Source organism: Neorhizobium huautlense (genome assembly GCF_030811685.1).
GTDB classification, from domain to species: Bacteria; Pseudomonadota; Alphaproteobacteria; order Rhizobiales; family Rhizobiaceae; genus Neorhizobium; species Neorhizobium huautlense_A.
In genome coordinates this window covers 1-18186 of record NZ_JAUSRF010000017.1, presented here as the reverse complement: position 1 = coordinate 18186, position 18186 = coordinate 1, and the positions used below count along the sequence as shown (strand labels likewise).

19 protein-coding genes are annotated in these 18186 nt (G+C 59.4%); 12 read left to right on the top strand and 7 right to left on the bottom strand.

All coding sequences use genetic code 11. The annotated features are described in order from the left end of the window. Window positions 1-61: 61 nt before the first annotated feature. The 5 genes from J2T09_RS21195 to xdhB all read left to right on the top strand — a co-directional run bounded on the left by J2T09_RS21195 (window position 62) and on the right by xdhB (window position 6959). Complete coding sequence (locus J2T09_RS21195) at window positions 62-1171, top strand: methyl-accepting chemotaxis protein (protein ID WP_306838196.1); 1110 nt, start codon at window positions 62-64, stop codon at window positions 1169-1171. Between the two features lie 216 nt (window positions 1172-1387). Continuing rightward, window positions 1388-2236 carry a glycosyl transferase gene (locus J2T09_RS21190; protein WP_306838194.1) on the top strand — a complete coding sequence of 283 codons (849 nt, stop codon included), beginning with the start codon at window positions 1388-1390 and terminating at the stop codon, window positions 2234-2236. A gap of 74 nt (window positions 2237-2310) precedes the next feature. Then, window positions 2311-3087, top strand: coding sequence for a 3-hydroxybutyrate dehydrogenase (locus tag J2T09_RS21185; protein WP_306838192.1), 777 nt, complete (start codon window positions 2311-2313; stop codon window positions 3085-3087). A 60-nt stretch (window positions 3088-3147) separates the two neighbouring features. Further along, window positions 3148-4620, top strand: coding sequence for a xanthine dehydrogenase small subunit (gene xdhA, locus J2T09_RS21180; RefSeq protein WP_306838190.1), 1473 nt, complete (start codon window positions 3148-3150; stop codon window positions 4618-4620). 2 nt (window positions 4621-4622) lie between these two features. Continuing rightward, window positions 4623-6959 carry a xanthine dehydrogenase molybdopterin binding subunit gene (gene xdhB, locus J2T09_RS21175; protein ID WP_306838187.1) on the top strand — a complete coding sequence of 779 codons (2337 nt, stop codon included), beginning with the start codon at window positions 4623-4625 and terminating at the stop codon, window positions 6957-6959. 3 nt (window positions 6960-6962) lie between these two features. On the opposite strand, the gene J2T09_RS21170 is transcribed toward xdhB, so the two are convergent. The 3 genes from J2T09_RS21170 to J2T09_RS21160 all read right to left on the bottom strand — a co-directional run bounded on the left by J2T09_RS21170 (window position 6963) and on the right by J2T09_RS21160 (window position 9253). Continuing rightward, window positions 6963-7178, bottom strand: a complete 216-nt coding sequence (locus J2T09_RS21170; RefSeq protein ID WP_306838378.1) for a sunset domain-containing protein — start codon at window positions 7176-7178, stop codon at window positions 6963-6965. A 120-nt stretch (window positions 7179-7298) separates the two neighbouring features. Continuing rightward, window positions 7299-8213, bottom strand: coding sequence for a DMT family transporter (locus tag J2T09_RS21165; RefSeq protein WP_306838185.1), 915 nt, complete (start codon window positions 8211-8213; stop codon window positions 7299-7301). Window positions 8214-8311: 98 nt separating this feature from the next. Next, window positions 8312-9253: a sensor domain-containing diguanylate cyclase gene (locus tag J2T09_RS21160; RefSeq protein WP_306838183.1), complete on the bottom strand. Its 942-nt coding sequence runs from the start codon at window positions 9251-9253 to the stop codon at window positions 8312-8314. A 206-nt stretch (window positions 9254-9459) separates the two neighbouring features. Between J2T09_RS21160 and xdhC the strand changes: the two genes are divergently transcribed. Further along, the gene (gene xdhC / locus J2T09_RS21155) at window positions 9460-10293 is read left to right on the top strand and encodes a xanthine dehydrogenase accessory protein XdhC (RefSeq protein ID WP_306838376.1); all 834 of its coding nucleotides are present in this window, start codon (window positions 9460-9462) and stop codon (window positions 10291-10293) included. A gap of 13 nt (window positions 10294-10306) precedes the next feature. On the opposite strand, the gene J2T09_RS21150 is transcribed toward xdhC, so the two are convergent. Then, window positions 10307-10540 (bottom strand): hypothetical protein, encoded by a 234-nt coding sequence (locus tag J2T09_RS21150; RefSeq protein ID WP_306838181.1) that lies wholly within the window; start codon window positions 10538-10540, stop codon window positions 10307-10309. A gap of 172 nt (window positions 10541-10712) precedes the next feature. Between J2T09_RS21150 and J2T09_RS21145 the strand changes: the two genes are divergently transcribed. After that, complete coding sequence (locus J2T09_RS21145) at window positions 10713-11609, top strand: LysR substrate-binding domain-containing protein (protein ID WP_306838179.1); 897 nt, start codon at window positions 10713-10715, stop codon at window positions 11607-11609. A gap of 9 nt (window positions 11610-11618) precedes the next feature. Here the strand turns inward: J2T09_RS21145 and J2T09_RS21140 are convergent, their stop codons facing one another. Further along, complete coding sequence (locus tag J2T09_RS21140) at window positions 11619-11951, bottom strand: hypothetical protein (protein WP_306838177.1); 333 nt, start codon at window positions 11949-11951, stop codon at window positions 11619-11621. Between the two features lie 283 nt (window positions 11952-12234). On the opposite strand from J2T09_RS21140, the gene puuD reads away from it, so the two are divergent. The 5 genes from puuD (at window position 12235) to J2T09_RS21115 (ending at window position 16791) form a co-directional block, all read left to right on the top strand. After that, window positions 12235-13464, top strand: a complete 1230-nt coding sequence (gene puuD, locus J2T09_RS21135) for a urate hydroxylase PuuD (RefSeq protein WP_306838175.1) — start codon at window positions 12235-12237, stop codon at window positions 13462-13464. An 8-nt stretch (window positions 13465-13472) separates the two neighbouring features. After that, on the top strand, window positions 13473-14804 hold the full coding sequence (guaD, locus tag J2T09_RS21130; RefSeq protein WP_306838173.1) for a guanine deaminase: 1332 nt from the start codon (window positions 13473-13475) through the stop codon (window positions 14802-14804). A 9-nt stretch (window positions 14805-14813) separates the two neighbouring features. Further along, the gene (locus J2T09_RS21125) at window positions 14814-15134 is read left to right on the top strand and encodes a type II toxin-antitoxin system HigB family toxin (RefSeq protein WP_306838171.1); all 321 of its coding nucleotides are present in this window, start codon (window positions 14814-14816) and stop codon (window positions 15132-15134) included. Next, window positions 15127-15507, top strand: coding sequence for a helix-turn-helix domain-containing protein (locus J2T09_RS21120; protein ID WP_306838169.1), 381 nt, complete (start codon window positions 15127-15129; stop codon window positions 15505-15507). The genes J2T09_RS21125 and J2T09_RS21120 overlap by 8 nt, the downstream gene beginning before the upstream one ends. Window positions 15508-15645: 138 nt before the next feature. Continuing rightward, on the top strand, window positions 15646-16791 hold the full coding sequence (locus tag J2T09_RS21115) for an alpha-hydroxy acid oxidase (protein WP_306838167.1): 1146 nt from the start codon (window positions 15646-15648) through the stop codon (window positions 16789-16791). Window positions 16792-16865: 74 nt separating this feature from the next. On the opposite strand, the gene J2T09_RS21110 is transcribed toward J2T09_RS21115, so the two are convergent. Together J2T09_RS21110 and J2T09_RS21105 are read right to left on the bottom strand one after the other, a co-directional pair. Continuing rightward, window positions 16866-17147, bottom strand: coding sequence for a hypothetical protein (locus J2T09_RS21110; protein WP_306838165.1), 282 nt, complete (start codon window positions 17145-17147; stop codon window positions 16866-16868). Window positions 17148-17257: 110 nt separating this feature from the next. Next, on the bottom strand, window positions 17258-17962 hold the full coding sequence (locus J2T09_RS21105; RefSeq protein ID WP_306838163.1) for a L,D-transpeptidase: 705 nt from the start codon (window positions 17960-17962) through the stop codon (window positions 17258-17260). Window positions 17963-18186 lie beyond the last annotated feature (224 nt).

Genomic DNA, 18186 nt, shown 5'->3' with positions numbered 1-18186 from the left:
TGCAATGTCTAAATGTGCCAATCTGTCACGTTTCATTTTGAACCACTTCTGGATATTGGCCATGATCCCTCTCGAAGCGCATATGCATGACAAGCAAGCCGCGACACCTCGTTCGGTCCGCCTCGTCACGGAGGCGATCGGCAATGATCTGCAGCGGTTCAGCGCCGACAATACGCATGTGGTGCGGCAGATACGGCTTTTGGCCATAAACGCCCTGATCGAAGCTGCCCGCGCCGGCGACATGGGCAAGGGTTTTGCCGTCGTTGCCAACGAGGTGCAGCGGTTGGCGCAGGTGGCATCCGACATTGCCGCAAAATTCGAAAGCAATGTCGTCAGCCGCATCGGCCTCAATCGGCACATGGCCGATGCACTGGTAAACGAGATGGAAGGCGTGCGCCTGACCGACCTTGCCCAGACGCTGGTGCAACTGATCGTCCGCAACCTGTTTGAGCGCACCGCCGATGTGCGCTGGTGGGCAACCGACACTGCGCTGTGGCAGGCACTGGCGCAACCGACGCCGGAAAGCCTTGCCTTTGCGAGCGAGCGCCTTGGCGTCATCAACCGCTTTTACACCGTCTATCTCGATCTGGTCGTCACCGATCTGAACGGAACGGTGGTGGCCTCCGCCAATCCTCGCTTCCACCGCAAGCTGATCAACAGGCCGCTATCCGGCGACCCGTGGTTCGAAGCCGCCCGGCGTACAAAATCCGGCGACGATTATATCGTCGACACCGTCAAGCCATCGGTGATGCATGACGGCCATCACGCGCTCGTCTACGCCACAGGCATTCGCAAAGGCGGCAAGGCGGACGGCGAATTGATCGGAACACTGGGCGTTTATTTCGACTGGAAAAACCAGGGCCAGGCGATTGTGGAAAAGGAAGCCAACCTGCCGCCACAAACGGCTGAACGCACAACGGTGATGCTGCTCGACGGCGACAGCCGGGTTATCGCCAGCACCGATCCGGCCCTGATGTTCTCACATTTCATGCTGGCCAGCCAGCACGGCCAGGCATCCGGCAGCTATTACGACAATAACGGCTCCATCGTCGCCTATGCAAAAACATTGGGTTACGAAGATTATGACGGCCTTGGCTGGCACGGCGTCGTCGTGCAGCAAACCGAAAGCGACGAGGCAATTCGCGAAGCACTCGATATCAGATTAACTTGAATAATATTGTAAATATACGGACTGCCTCGAAATGAGACAAGCAAAACACCGTATTTTTACCAAGCATTAACCGACAACATTACGCCACATTTTCGCTTTTACAACAAGGCGGCAGTCCGGCGACAACAAGAAACGTAAACGGGCCGCTTTATTGATGCCCGTGGCAATGCAAACGCATGTCAGGGCGTAAGCATTGTCGATGAAAGACTTTTTGAAATGACTGACAGCGTTTTTGCCGCAAAATCCGATATAAAACAGGTCATTTGCATCAACTGGGGCACCAAATATGGTGCCCCATTTATCAACCGTCTCTACGCTATGGTGAAACGGAATATTACGCCGCCATTCACCTTCACCTGCTTCACGGACAACAGGGCCGATATCAACGCGGACATCCTCTGCGAGGACTTGCCGCCACTCGGTATCGACAAACTGCCGGAACAGACACCCGGCATCTGGGGCAAATCCCGGCTGTGGAACAAGCAGCTCGGCAGCCTTCAGGGAACGGTGCTGTTTCTCGATCTCGACCTCGTCATCGTCGGCTCGCTCGACCCCTTTTTCGAGGTGGGTGACGCGGACGACGTCTTCATGGCCCGCAACCAGACGACACCCTTCGAACGTCTCGGCCAATCCTCCGTTCTGCGTTTCTCCGTCGGCAAGCTCGAACCGCTGTTTCACAAGTTCAACGCCGACCCTCAGGGGACCGCCGACACTTACCGCTACGAGCAGCGTTTCGTGACCCGCAACGCCCCCGGCGGCGTCAAATTTTTCCCGCGCAAATCGGTTCTGCATTTCCGGCAGGATTGCCGCTGGCCATTTCCGCTCAATTACATGCTGACCCCGACCCTGCCCTCCACGGCAAGGATCGTTCTGTTTCCCCGTGGCCTGCATCCGCAACATGCCGCTGAAGGCCGGTATGGCTGTGAGAAGAAGGCTCGATCACCACTCAGCCACATGGCCAGTAGCCTAGACAGCAAGCTGCGCAACGGGGAGCGCCTGTTCCGCTACTTGCGCCACTACATCCTTCCCACGCCCTGGATTCGCGATCACTGGCACGAAGGCTGATGCCGGCGTTGCATGCCAACCCCAAATACGCGTAGCCTACCGGGCAGCATCATGGCGGCCCGGGAGGAAAGCACATGCCAAGAACAGCGGTGATTACCGGCTCCACATCCGGCATAGGCCTTGGCATCGCACGCGCCTTTGCCACGGATGGCGCCAATGTGGTCGTGAACGGCTTTGGTGAACCCGCGGCCATCGAAGCCGTAATTGCGGAACTCTCCGCGCTGACGACAGGCAAGGTCATCCACCACCCTGCCGACATGACCCGACCGGATGAAATCGAAGACATGATTTCGACCGCCGCGCAGAAATTCGGGACGATCGATGTTCTGGTCAACAATGCCGGCATCCAGCATGTGGCAAAAATCGAGGAATTTCCGCCGGAAAAATGGGATCAGCTGATCGCCATCCTGCTCTCCTCCGCCTTCCACACCATGCGCCACACCATCCCGCTGATGAAGTCGGCGGGCAAAGGTCGCATCATCAACATCGCCTCCGCCCACGGCCTCGTCGCATCGCCGTTTAAATCGGCCTATGTGGCGGCGAAACACGGCATCATGGGCCTGACCAAGACGGCGGCTCTGGAACTGGCCCGGGAAAACATCACCGTCAACGCCATCTGCCCCGGCTTCGTGCTGACGCCGCTGGTGGAAAAACAGATCCCCGATCAGGCGCGCGAAAAAGGCATCAGCGAAGCGCAGGTGAAGGACGAGGTTCTGTTGCGCCTGCAGGCCACCAAGGAATTCGTCGGCATCGACGACGTCGCATCAGCCGCGCTCTATCTGGCCGGCGATGCCGCCCGCAACATCACCGGCACGCATATTTCCATCGACGGCGGCTGGACGGCGCAATAGGATCAAGACTCAGGAGCTCAAACAGACACCGAAAACGGTGCAAAGCTCACGGGGAACGACATGAATTCTGCGATACGCTTCATTCTCAATGCGGAAGAGGTTGTCTTAAGCGATTTCTCGCCGACCGAAACCCTGCTCGATTACCTGCGTCTGCGCCGTCGGCTGACCGGCACCAAAGAAGGTTGCGCCGAAGGCGATTGCGGCGCCTGCACCGTTCTGGTCGGACGGCTGGTCGAAGGCCGGCTGATCTATGAAACCATCAATGCCTGCATCCGCTTTGTCGGATCGTTACACGCCACCCATGTGGTGACGGTCGAACATCTGGCCGCCAAAGACGGCACGCTGCATCCCGTGCAGCAGGCCATGGTCGACTGTCATGGCTCGCAATGCGGCTTCTGCACGCCCGGTTTCGTGATGTCGCTCTATGGTCTTTGGCTATCGAACGCGGAGCCGGATCGCTCCGAGATCGAACTCGCGCTACAAGGCAATCTCTGTCGATGCACCGGTTACGAACCGATCGTGAAGGCGGCCGAACTGGTGTCCCAAACACGCCCGAGCGCGCTGTTCGATCCGCTGGAACGCGACCGCGCCGAGATCATGGCAAAACTCTGGGCACTGAAATCCTCGAGCGAAACGATCGTCATCGAAAAGGATGGCGCCCGCTCCATCATCCCCGGCAGCGTCGAGGCACTGGCCGGTGCGCTTGCGCAAACACCGCAGGCCACCATCGTTGCCGGCGCCACCGATGTCGGCCTGTGGGTGACAAAACAGATGCGCAGGCTCGATCCGGTCATTTTTATCAACCACCTGGTGGAATTGCAGCAGACCGAGGTTGACGAGGACGGCATCACCTTCGGCGCCGGCGTGACTTACGCGCAGGCCTTCGAGATACTGTTGATGGAAATCCCAGCGCTGAGCGATCTGATCGACCGTATCGGCGGTGCGCAGGTGCGCAATGCCGGTACGATCGGCGGCAATATTGCCAATGGCTCACCGATCGGCGACACGCCGCCGCCGCTGATCGCACTCGGCGCCAGCGTCACGCTGCGGTCGCTCGACGGCACGCGCACGCTGCCTCTGGAAGATTTTTTCATCGCCTATGGCAAGCAGGACCGGCTTCCGGGCGAATTTCTCGAAAAAATCCTTGTGCCAAAACCGCACGAAGACGCGTTTTTCTCCGTCCACAAGATCTCCAAACGCCGCGACGAAGACATTTCCGCGCTCTGCGGTGCGTTTTATCTGATGCTCGACAGTGCCGGACATGTCGCGGAAATCCGCATCGCCTTTGGCGGCATGGCGGCAACACCGAAACGCGCCCGCGCGGTGGAAGCCATGCTGCTCGGCCAGCCATGGCGTTGGGGAACGGTGTCGCAAGCGAGCCTTGCCTTCGACGAGGATTACCAGCCGCTGACCGACTGGCGGGCAAGCGCCGAATACCGCAGCCTGACGGCCAAAAATCTGCTGACACGGTTCTTTCTGGAAACGGCCGGCGCACCGGTACATTTGCAACGCTTCGAGATGGAGGAGGTGTGAACATGGACAAACCCGTCACCTCCCCCAAAACCACCATCAACGGCCCGATGCACACCGCGTTGAAGCATGATTCAGCACATAAACATGTCACCGGAACCGCCGAATATATCGACGATATTGCCGAACCGGCCGGCACGCTGCATGGCGCGCTCGGTCTTTCCGACCGTGCCCATGCGGAACTCGTTTCCGTCGATCTGGAAGCGGTCAAAAACGCCCCCGGGGTCATCGCCGTGCTGACGGCAGACGATGTGCCCGGCTTCAACGACATCGCCTCCACCGGCCAGCATGACGAACCCCTTCTGGCCGTAGGCGAAGTCCGTTTCCATGGCCAGCCGATCTTCGCTGTCATTGCCGAGACCCGCGATCAGGCACGCCGGGCAGCAAAACTGGCAAAAATCGACTATCGCGACCTGCCCCATTGGTCGGACATCGAGGGCGCGCTGGAAAACGGTGGCAAGCTGGTGACCCAGCCGATGACTTTGCTGCGCGGCGATCCGGAGACCGAAATCGAAAAACCGCCGCTGCGCGTGCAGGGTTCGATGCAGATCGGCGGTCAGGAGCACTTTTATCTCGAAAGCCAGATCGCCTTTGCCATGCCCGGCGAGGATGAGGATGTGCTGGTCTGGTCCTCAACGCAGCATCCGAGCGAAGTCCAGCATATGGTGGCGCATGTGCTCGGCATCGCCAATCATGCCGTCGAGGTGAAGACACGGCGCATGGGCGGCGGTTTCGGCGGCAAGGAGACGCAGGGCAACCTGTTTGCCTGCCTCGCAGCGCTGGCCGCCAAACAGCTGAAACGACCCGTCAAATTCCGCCCCGACCGCGACGAGGACATGGTCGTCACCGGTAAACGCCACGATTTCAAGGTCGATTACGATGTCGCCTTTGATGAAGACGGTCGCATCCATGCGGTCGATGCCACCTATACGGCACGCTGCGGCTGGTCGGCCGATCTTTCCGGTCCCGTTACCGACCGCGCTCTCTTCCATGCGGATTCCAGCTATTTTTATCCGCATGTGCGGCTGACCTCGAAACCGCTGATGACCCACACCACCTCCAACACCGCCTTTCGCGGTTTCGGCGGCCCGCAGGGCCTGCTCGGCGGTGAACGCATGATCGAGGAAATCGCCTATGCGGTGGGAAAAGACCCGCTGGATATCCGAAAACTGAATTTTTACGGCCAGCCGGGCTCGGGGCGCACCACCACACCTTATCATCAGGAGGTCGAGGACAACATCATCCTGCGACTGGTCGAGGAACTCGAAACATCCAGCGATTACCGCGCCCGCCGTCAGGCCATCGTCGAGTTCAACGAGGCAAGCCCGGTCATCCGCAAAGGCATCGCGCTGACGCCGGTGAAATTCGGCATCTCCTTCACCATGACCGCCTATAACCAGGCGGGCGCTCTGGTGCACATCTATCAGGATGGCTCGATCCATCTGAACCATGGCGGCACCGAAATGGGCCAGGGCCTCTACACCAAGGTGGCGCAGGTGGTGGCCGACGCCTTCAATGTGGATATCGAGCGGGTAAAAATCACCGCGACGACGACCGGCAAGGTGCCCAACACCTCCGCCACCGCCGCCTCTTCCGGTTCCGATCTCAACGGCATGGCGGCGTATGATGCGGCCCGGCAGATCAGAGACCGACTTGTCGATTTCGCCTGCCGTCAATGGAAGGAGGAGAAGGACGATGTCGAATTCCTGCCCAACCGGGTGCGCATCGGCACGGAAGTGGTCCCCTTCGACACGCTGGTGCGCGCCGCCTATTACGACCGCGTACAACTGTCCGCCGCCGGCTTTTACAAGACGCCCAAGATCCATTGGGACCGAGCGGCCGGGCGCGGCCATCCCTTCTATTATTTCGCTTATGGCGCCGCCGTTTCAGAGGTGTCGATCGACACGCTGACCGGCGAATACATGGTGGACCGCACCGACATTCTGCATGACGTCGGAAAGTCGCTGAACCCGGCCATCGACATCGGCCAGGTGGAAGGCGCCTTCGTGCAGGGCATGGGCTGGCTGACGACGGAGGAATTGTGGTGGGACGACAGGGGCCGCCTGCGCACCCACGCGCCCTCCACCTACAAGATCCCGCTCGCCTCCGACCGGCCGCGCATTTTCAACGTCAAGCTGGCGGAATGGGCAGAAAATGCCGAGCCCACCATCGGCCGCTCCAAGGCAGTGGGCGAGCCGCCCTTCATGCTGGCGATCTCGGTGCTGGAGGCGATCTCGATGGCTGTGGCAAGTATCGCCGATTATGCGGTCTGCCCGAAGCTGGATGCCCCGGCGACACCCGAGCGGGTGCTGATGGCGGTGGAGCGGTTGAAGGCGATGTGAAAATCAGCGCCCGGCTTTTCGCCAGCCGGCAGCTCTTGCCTCTGCTTCGGAGCAGAACCAACGCTCGCCGTATTGCGGGCTGATCTTGGTATCCTCGTAATTTTCCTGACCGGGAACATGGTAGATTTTGGCTCGGGAATTGATCGAGATATTGCCCTTGATGTTGCAGGCCGGATCAAACGCCTTGCGCGGCAACAACGTGTAGCCGCCAGCGGCCATGAAAACCGTGCCGGAAATCAATACTGTGACGAGTGCAAAATTGCTCATGCATGCAGCATGCACGGCAAGCGGTTATTTTGGATTGACCGCACTTTTAAAATGCAACCAAAAGTCAGATTTTCACGGTACCCCGTCCTGATGCGGCAAAGGCACCGCCGCCACCTTTGTCCGCTGCCATGGGAACAATCCGAGCACCATGGCACAGCCGAGAATGATCACGGCCGCGCCGACAATCTGTATGGCTGACAGCGGTTCGCCGAGCACGATCACACCGGCAAACACCGCCACGACCGTCACCGCAAACTCGACGCTGATCGCTTTCGTCGCGCCGATCGACGCGACCAGCTTGAAATAAAGCACATAGGTCGTGGCGCTCATGATGCAGGCGGAAATCAGCAGATACAGCACATCGAGCGCATCCGGCATGCGCGGCACCGGCACGGCGAACAGGAAAGGCGCCGAAATCAGCCCGCCAAAAAGGAAGGAGCCGATGGTGACTTCCCATGAACCGGTATGTTTCAGCCTGTGGCTGGCAAAATTGCTGCCGAAAGCGGCGGAGAAGCACGCAGCCAAAGCCGCCGCGCAGCCAAACACGAATTCGTTCGTCACCGGCACGGCCGGGAAACCGACGAGCAGCACGATGCCGGCCGTGCCGAGACCAAGCCCCAGCGCGCCGCTGGCCTTCATGCGCTCCAGACCCCAGACCTGGGCGATCACCATGGAAAACAGCGGGATGGAAGCAACCAGAATGGCTGCCATGGCAGTGCCGATCAGCGGCGTCGCATAGGAAAGACCGAGAAGCTGACCCGCTACCGTTGTCGCGCCAACCACAAGGAAAGGTCGCCAGCCATCACCGAAATCCAGTCTGCGACGGGTCAATCTGGCGATCACGAACAACGTGCCGCAAGCGATGAACGAGCGGATCGCCGTCGCGGCAACAAACCCGAAAGCATCCACCACCTTGACGATGACAAGGAAGGACAGGCCCCAGGCAAGGGCGAGAAAAAGATAGATGGCAAGGTCGCGGGGTTTCATGGATGCAGGATCACGCGTTGAAGTGGCATGAGCCATAACCGATGCCCGCACGCTTCGCCATGCCATTCACGACATCTGCCGTTCGATAATCAGAAAAATCAGGAGGCGAGCGCAACCTCTTCCATCTCGACAGAAACCAGCCGGTCGCGGCCGCCGCGCTTGGCCTCGTAAAGCCCCTTATCGGCACAGGCTACCAACTCGTCCAGACCTGCGCTGGCCGCCGGCACGGTGATAATGCCGGCGCTCACGGTCAGGTTCACCGGTTCATGGCCTTCCCAATGAAAGTCGATCCCGGTAAAGCCCGCACGAACGCGCTCCACCACCGCTTTCGCCATGTCGGCCGGTCCGGGCAGACAAAGAATAAATTCCTCGCCGCCCCAGCGCCCGACAATGTCTTCTGCGCGCACGGTGCTGCGCAGAACTTCGGAAAAGCGCACGATCACCTCATCGCCGGCATCATGGCCAAAGCGGTCATTGACGCTCTTGAAGCCATCGAGATCGAACAGCGTCACCGACACGTCTTTGTCAGTACCCAAAAAGAGACGACGCGCCACCTGCTCGCGAAAAGCGCGGCGATTGAGAAGGCCGCTCAGGCTGTCGGTTTCGGCAAGGCGTTTCAGATCGTTCTGGTAGCGCACATGTTCGCTGATATCGCGCACGACCGCGATCATCATCGGTTCGCCGGCCGCAGAGGTGCGCAGGATGGTAATGCCGCAATGGATTTCCGAACCATCGGCGCGGCGCCCCACCGTATTGGCGTCTCGCTGGCCCATGTAACGGGCATCGGCATTGCCATGCTCGAAGCCGGAAACCAGCTTGTGATGAAACGAATGCAGCCGCTCCGGCAAAAGCACGTCAAGCGGCTTGCCCAGAAGCGCAGCCGGCTTCCAGCCAAACATCGCTTCGGCAGCAGGGTTGCACAGGCGGATCGTGCCATGGCTATCAATACCGATAATGCCATCGGCGATTTCGAAAACGATCTTGCGATAGAGGTCCTGCGACGCCGGGATCAGCGAAGCAATCGGTTCTCTTTTGGCCATGTTATGAGAGCGCAATCCTGGCGGCGCGCAGTAACGCGGCGCCGTATTTGATGATGCGCAAGACCTACTGTCAAAATGCTGATAAATTTCTAACCCGCACGGCTGGTTATTCTGTGCACAGCACCAGTATAACGCGCCGAAAGATGACACAAACTACAAAAATCGAGAGGGTGCGAAGCGCCATGCGTGGTGCTACAGTCCCTGTCATGCAGCCGCTGTCAGTTCTCGATTTCCTCGCTGAACATCCCAGATCTGTCCTCGTCGAAGTGACGGAGGCAAGAGGCTCGACGCCACGTGATGCCGGCGCCTTTATGCTGGTTTCGCCCACAGCCGTATCGGGCACGATTGGCGGCGGTCAGCTGGAATATATGGCAATCGACAACGCCCGCGCCCTGCTTCGCGACAACGGCCTGCCCGAGATGGATATCCCGCTCGGCCCGGAAATCGGCCAATGCTGCGGCGGCCGCACAAGGCTGACATTCGCGGCCATGACACCGGCACTCGCCGACAATCTGCGGCATCGGCTCGAAGGGGAACGCCAAACCTTGCCGCACATTACCATGTTCGGTGCCGGCCATGTCGGCCGCGCGCTTGTGCAGGCGCTCTCGCCCCTGCCCTTCAAACTGATAGTGGTGGAAACCCGCGCAGAGGAATTGCGGTCGCTTCCAGCCGGTACCGACAGCAGACTGACGGCGCTGCCGGAGGCGGAAGTGGAAAGGATGCCGGCCGGCAGCGCTGCGCTCATTCTCACCCATGACCACGCGCTGGACTTCCTGATCGCCCGCGCCGCCCTTGCCCGAAGCGATCTCGGTTATGTCGGCATGATCGGTTCCGCCACCAAACGCGCCACTTTTGCCCACTGGCTGAAACGTGAAGGCGAAGATGACAGCCTGATCTCCTCCCTGACCCTGCCGATCGGCGGCAATGTCGTGCGCGACAAACGCCCGGAAGTGATCGCAGCACTGGTGGCCGCGGAACTGCTGACCGTTTACGCGACACGACAGGCAATGAGATCAGAACGGCCGGTGTCGCATCCGTGATGGGCCGGCCTCATTATAAAGGCCGCTGAGAATAGATCAGCCGCGCCGCCCGAAACGCGCCCTCCTCCTCAGGCCGTTCGCCACGCCGGTCGCGACCATCGTCAAGCCCGATGTCACGCCGCAGGTTTTCCGGCATTTCCTCGAGATCAAGCGGAACGGCCCGACGCATGTCACGGTGCGGCAGAAAACGCAAAATATCGACATCCGGCCAGAACCGGATCAACGGCTGTCGCAATATCGAAAGCATGGTGCTTCTCCTCTATTTCGGGCACAGGTTCTCCTTCCGGAAACCACGGTTTCCGGCCGCCTTGCCCTGCGGGAAACCCCGCTTGCATTTGATGTTTGTGAGGATAAGGTGCGCCTGAAAGCAGCCGAAATCCAATCGAATTACCGGCTGCATGGATCAATAGAGCTTATCCATGAACCTGTCGCGACAATTCCCGCTCAATGCCCTGCGCGTGTTCGAATCCGCTGCCCGCCTGATGAGTTTCACCAAGGCCGGCGAAGAACTCGGCATGACGCAGACGGCGGTCAGCTACCAGATCAAATTGCTGGAAGACACGCTCGGTGAGCCTCTGTTCCTGCGCCGCCCGAGACAGGTGACGCTGACCGAGGCGGGCGAGAAACTGGCCCCGAAAATCTCGGAGGCGTTTCAGGCGATCAGCGACGCCATCGGCGGCATGCGTGACCAGTCTGAAGGCACACTGACCATCCACACCACGGCGACCTTCGCCTCGCATTGGCTTGCTCACCATATCGGCACGTTTCAGGTGGAAAATCCTGGCATCGCCGTGCGGCTGGAGACATCGCAGACCGTCGTCGATTTTTCGCGCACGGAAGGCGATGTAGCGATCCGCTCCGGTAAGGGCACTTGGCCGGGCATGAAGACGCATTTCCTGATGACCAGCGATTTTACGCCCATGCTCAGCCCGGCACTGGCGCAATCGATCGGCGGCATCAGGGAGCCGGCCGATCTGTTGAAACTGCGCATCATCGATCCCGACGATGTGTGGTGGCCGGTGTGGTTTGCGGCGGCCGGACTGCCGGATGCCGATTTCCGGAACGGGCCCTCCAGCCAGTTCGGCGCGCAAGCCTTTCATGCAGCGGCAGCCATTGCCGGCCAGGGCGTGGCGATCCTGCGGCCGGACTTTTATAAGGACGACGTGGCTTTGGGCCGCCTGATCCAACCCTTCGATATTACCGCATCCGACGGCAGCGACTATTGGCTCGCTTATCCCGAGGCACGCCGCAATTCCCTAAAAATCCGCGCTTTTCGCGAGTTCATGCGAAAAATGATGCCGACCTTCAGGGATTGAGCGAAAACGTCAGTAACTCATGTCGGGCGCATAAAAACAGCGCAGCGTATCCTCGTTGGGATAAAGGCAGACATGGTATTCGGAATCCTTCGAGCGCCTTGCCTCGCTTTGCCGCAGCCTGAAATCGTGGTTGCGGGTGATCAGCCGGTGGTCGCCGGGGCCGAGGATCACCTCATAACCACCCTTAACGATCCTGACGTTTTTTGTCGGGATCATCTGGCAATCGCCGGTATGATTGTCACCGTTGCAGCAATAGCTTTCGTATTTCCAGCCGGTATGCGCCTCGTGGGCCGCCGCACCGGATGCATATGCAATCATCACACTCGCCAGAATACTGCGCATAAGCTCATTCTCCGTTGATGAACGCACCACCGGTGAACTGCAATACTCAACCTCACCGGCTGCCTTGCACGAGAAATATTAGCTGAGTCGGATTAGCCGACTAATTGGCAAATCTTGCGATGCACAATTTGTATTTACGCAATCGCTAAAACGCGCAACATATAAAGCGGTTCCACAGCCGTACGATCTGGGGAGAGCGACATCCTGTCAGCGATTATCCCCTTCCCTCAGCCCCGTTTTTTCCGCACTCTGTCGAAAAAGGGGAACAAATCGGGGAACCCGAATGTATGAATATGCCATAGCCTGGGAATGGCTGAGCCTTGCGGTGCGCTGGCTGCATGTCATCACCGCGATCGCCTGGATCGGCTCGTCCTTCTATTTCATCGCGCTCGACCTTGGGCTGGTCAAACGCCCACATCTGCCGCCCGGCGCCTATGGCGAGGAATGGCAGGTTCATGGCGGCGGTTTTTATCACATCCAGAAATATCTGGTGGCCCCGGCACAGATGCCCGAACACCTGACCTGGTTCAAATACGAGAGCTATTTCACCTGGTTGTCCGGCTTTCTGCTGCTCTGCGTCGTTTATTACGGCGGTGCCGACCTGTTCCTGATCGACCGCACGATGCTGGAACTCGAGCCTTGGCAGGCGATCTGTCTGTCGCTGGCCTCGCTAGGGGTCGGCTGGGTCATCTATGATCAACTCTGCAAATCGCCACTCGGCAACAACACCTGGGGCCTGATGTGCCTCCTCTACATCGTGCTGGTGGCGATGGCCTGGGGATATACACAGGTGTTTACCGGCCGCGCCGCCTTCCTGCATCTGGGCGCGTTCACCGCCACCATCATGTCTGCCAACGTCTTTTTCATCATCATCCCGAACCAGAAGATCGTCGTCGCCGACCTGATCGCCGGGCGCACGCCGGATGCCAAATACGGCCGCATCGCCAAACAGCGCTCGCTGCACAACAACTACCTGACACTGCCCGTCATCTTCTTCATGCTATCCAACCACTATCCGCTGGCCTTCGCAACGCAGTTCAACTGGGTGATCGCCGCGCTGGTCTTCCTGATGGGCGTGACGATCCGGCACTGGTTCAACACCACCCATGCCCGCAAGGGCAAACCGACATGGACATGGCTGGTGACGGTTCTGCTGTTCATCGCCATCATGTGGCTTTCGACCGTGCCCAAAATTCTGACGGGCGAAACCGAAACGAGCATGACATCAATGCAGCAAAAATTCGCCTCCAACGCCCATTTCGAGGCGGCTCGCGATATCGTCACCAGCCGCTGTTCCATGTGTCATGCCGCCGAACCCGTCTGGGAAGGCATCACCTTCACGCCGAAATCGGTGAAGCTGGAAACCGACGCGGAGGTTGCCGCCCATGCCCGCGAGATATACATCCAGGCGGGACGAAGCCACGCCATGCCACCCGGCAATGTGACCGACCTCACGCCTGAGGAACGCAAGCTGCTCGTCGCGTGGTATGAAAGCAGCGTGGCACCGAAATAGAGTTTTAGATGACAAACACCCTCATCCGCGGACGCCTCCTGTCCTTCCACCGCGCCCCCCAGTCGCTCACCGACAGCGAAAGCTATTTTTATGAGCATGACGGTGGCCTGCTGGTCGGCGACGACGGCAGAATTTCCGCGATCGGCGATTATGCAACGGTAAAGGCCGGAGCAGCGGAGGATGTGATCGAGATCGACCACCGTCCACATCTGATCCTGCCGGGCTTCATCGACACGCATGTGCATTTCCCGCAAATGCAGGTGATCGCGTCCTATGCGGCAAACCTTCTGGAATGGCTGAACACCTACACGTTTCCGGAGGAATGCCGCTTCGTCGAAAGCGATCATGCCGCCCGCATCGCCACGCATTTCTACGACGAGTTTTTGCGCCAGGGCACGACGACGGCCGTCGCCTACTGTTCCGTCCACAAGGCCTCCGCCGACGCCTTTTTCGCCGAGGCGCTGAAGCGCAACATGTGCATGGTCGGCGGCAAGGTGATGATGGATCGCAATGCCCCGCAAGGCCTGCTCGACACGCCGGAAACGGGGTATGACGAAACCCGCGCGGTGATCGAACAGTGGCACGGCAAGGGCCGCAACCATGTCGCCATCACCCCGCGTTTCGCCATTACCTCGACACCGGAACAGATGACGGCGGCACAAGCGCTGGCGCAGGAATATCCGGACCTGTTCATCCAGACGCATCTGTCGGAAAATCACGACGAGATCAAATATACCTGCGAGCTTTATCCCGAGGCGATCGACTATACCGACATCTATGCCCGCTACGGCCTGCTCGGCCAAAAGACCCTGCTCGGCCATGCCATCCACTTGAGCGAACGCGAAATGGACGCACTGTCGGAAGCGGGCAGCATCGCCGTCCACTGCCCGACCTCCAACCTCTTTCTCGGCTCCGGCCTCTTTCCGCTGAAGGCGCTGATGCGGCGTGAAAAACCGGTCCGCGTTTCCGTCGCCACCGATATCGGCGGCGGCTCCAGCTATTCCATGCTAAAGACGATGGACGAAGCCTACAAGATCCAGCAGTTGCTGGGCGAACGCCTCAACCCGCTGGAAAGTTTTTACCTGATGACGAGAGGCAATGCCGAGGCGCTGTCGATGGCCGCCGATATCGGCACGCTGGATGTCGGCTCGGTCGCCGATCTCGTCGTCCTCAATGCCGGCTCGACGCCGGCGATGAAGCTGCGCATGGAGACGGTGAACACGCTGCCCGAAGAACTGTTCCTGCTGCAGACCATGGGTGACGATCGCGCTGTGATGGAGACCTATGTGGCGGGCAAGGCGATGAAGCCGGGATCGATTGCACCCAATTCGGGAGCGTGATATCGTCCGATGCGAATAATCTCCCGCCGCACGCTGAGACTATTCGCTGAAAGCCCTAAGGGCCAGAAGGGCGGCGCAGCCTTGAAGGCGGCGCTGGATAGCTGGTTTCATGAGGTGCAGAAGGCCGAGTGGCGATCCTCTGCGGATATCAAGAAAAGATATGCGCATGCCAGCATCATCAATTCGGAACGGGTCGTCTTCAACATCAAGGGCAATGACTACCGGCTGATTGCCGCGGTGGATTTCAGAGGTGGAGCGGTCTGGATCAAATGGATCGGCACCCATCGCGATTACGACAACATAGATGCCGCAACGGTGGAACATGGCTGACCTCAAACCCATCCGCAACGAAGCTGATTACCAGCAAGCCATGGTGCTCCTGAAGAGCTTGTGGGGTGCGGAGACCGATACGCCCGAAAGAGACAGGTTCGATCTGCTCGTGGCACTGATCGACGATTACGAGAACAGCAACGATCCGATCGATCTTCCCGATCCCATCGACGCCATCCTGTTTCGCATGGAGCAGCAGAACCTGACACGCAAGGATCTGGAACCGATCCTTGGCAGCCGCGGCAGGGTCGCCGAAATCCTCAATCGCAAGCGGCCGCTTTCTCTTGAAATGATCCGCAGGCTTCATGCCGAACTGGGCATCCCGGCCGAAATACTCATCCAGCCTATTCGGCAGGCGAAGGATGCGGCCTAAAAATCCTTCTGGATTTTGGTCGCCGCAATCACCACGCGCCGAAACATCATAAAATGTTTCGATAGCATCGAATCCGTCTTCCCTCGCCATCTCCATATGCTACCTCTCTGACAGCATGTCAGGGAGGGAGTTTTTCGCATGTCCAAGCCGCTTACCATCGCCGATCTGAAGAAGATGGCCCGCCGCCGGGTGCCAAAGATGTTCTTCGATTATGCCGATAGCGGCGCCTGGACGGAAAGCACCTACCGGGCCAACGAAGAGGATTTTTCGAAGATCAAGCTGCGCCAGCGCGTGCTGGTCGACATGACCAATCGCTCGCTCGCCAGCCAGATGATCGGCCACGACGTCTCCATGCCCGTGGCGCTCGCCCCGACCGGTCTTGCCGGCATGCAGCGCGCCGATGGCGAGATGCTGGCGGCGAAGGCGGCGGAAGAAGCCGGGGTGCCCTTCACGCTGTCGACCATGAGCATATGCTCGATCGAGGACATTGCCTCGGTCACCACAAAACCCTTCTGGTTCCAGCTCTATGTGATGAAGGATCGTGGTTTCATCGAGCGGCTGATCGAGCGCGCCCGCGTCGCGAAATGCTCGGCGCTCGTCGTCACCGCCGATCTGCAAATTCTCGGTCAGCGCCATAAGGACCTGCGCAACGGCCTGTCTGCACCGCCGAAATGGACGCTGAACAGCGCCATGCAACTGGCGACGAAACCCTTCTGGTGCCTCGACATGCTGCAGACCAAACGTCGTGGTTTCGGCAATATCGTTGGCCACGCCTCCAATGTGTCCGACCTCTCCTCGCTGTCTGTATGGACTGCGGAACAGTTCGATCCGCGTCTGTCATGGAGCGATATCCGCTGGATCAAGGATCTGTGGGGCGGCAAGCTGATCATCAAGGGCATTCTGGACGAGGAAGATGCCCGTGCCGCCGCCGATACCGGTGCCGACGCGATCATCGTTTCCAACCATGGCGGCCGCCAGCTCGACGGCGCGCCCTCCTCCATCAGCATGCTGCCAAAGATGGTGGCGGCCGTCGGAGACCGTATGGAAGTGCATCTGGATGGCGGCATCCGCTCGGGTCAGGATGTCCTGAAAGCCGTCGCACTCGGCGCCAAGGGCACCTATATCGGCCGCCCGTTTCTCTACGGTCTTGGCGCTATGGGCAAGGAAGGCGTCACAACGGCGCTGGAAATCATCCGCAAGGAAATGGACATCACCATGGCCCTGTGCGGCAAGCGCGATATCAAGGATGTCAATTCCAACGTGATCGCTCACAACCCGTTCTGAAACGGAAACTGCCCGCCATGAGATCATGGCGGGCACCTTTCAAAATCGACAGGCCAGCTTGCCAGCCGGAGTGATCAATCGCGATCGCGGATGGCGCCGGACAGGAACAGGCCAACCACCGCACCAAGCGCCAGCGCGCCGAACACGGCACCGGTTGCCGCCGTCGGGTGACGCTTTGCAGCCTCGGCAAGGCCATAGCCTTCACGCGTCAATTCCTTCGACAGACGGTGCGCGCGCGGCGAAAAATAGGAGGATGCCTCCGACGCCTTTTCACGAGCCTGCTGCTGCATCGCGGAGCGAAGCTGCGAAAGCTGATCCTGCAGGGCTTCGACGGTGGAATTCAGATCTCGTGCCAAAACGCGTTCCTTCTCTGTTGTCGCTGGGAGCGACTGAAAACGCAGGACAGGCCGCTTGGTTCCGTTCCGATACGAAAACGGGGATGTGTCGGCACATCCCCGTGATCGTCTTACACGTCGACCGGACGCGGCAGGCTTGTCACCACCAACGGCGCCTTGGGTGGCACGCGATTGTAAAGATCGATGATATCCTGATTGAGCATGCGCACGCAGCCCGACGAGACGGCCTTGCCCATGGTCCACCATTCCGGCGAACCGTGGATACGGTAGATCGTGTCTTCGCCGTTCTGGAAAATATAGAGCGCGCGGGCGCCCAACGGATTGTTGAGGCCCGGATCCATGCCGCCATTGGCGATGCTGTAGGGCTCGAGCTCGGGTTGGCGCGCGACCATTTCATCCGGTGGTGTCCAGCGCGGCCATGCACGCTTGTACTGGATGACTCCGCGTCCCGACCATTCAAAGCCTTGACGGCCGAGACCGACGCCATAACGCATCGCCTGGCCGTTTTCATAGGTCAGGTAGAGAAAGAAATTGGCGGTATCGACCACGATCGTGCCGGGGCGTTCGCCGGTCGGATTGGCGACCATCTGACGGTAGAAACGCCTGTTGATCCGCTTGTAGGGAATGGCGGGCAGCGGGAACTGTTCGTCCGGCACGGCCGCATACATGGTGGCAAAGATCGAGTTGTCGAAGGCTGGAGCAACGGCAGTCGTTTCCGGTTCGACACTCGTGGTGGTGCAGCCCGCCAGTGCCGCCGTGGCTGCGCTCACGCCACCGAGCACAAGAGCGCGCCTCGTTAGGATGATAGTGTTCAACGGTGATCCTCTTTTGCAAACAGGGCTTGGCTATACCCATGTCTCACCTTCAACAGATCGCAAAAGATCGTGAATTCCGATCACTTCTGGCTGGCGGGACTATACGCACGAAAAAGGGCGACTAACGCCGCCCTCAGACTGCTGACAAACCCCGTCATTTTTTGGCGGGGTTTTGTTTTATGCGAACCACCGGGTTTGCCGGCCGCGTTCGAATGAGGCAATGA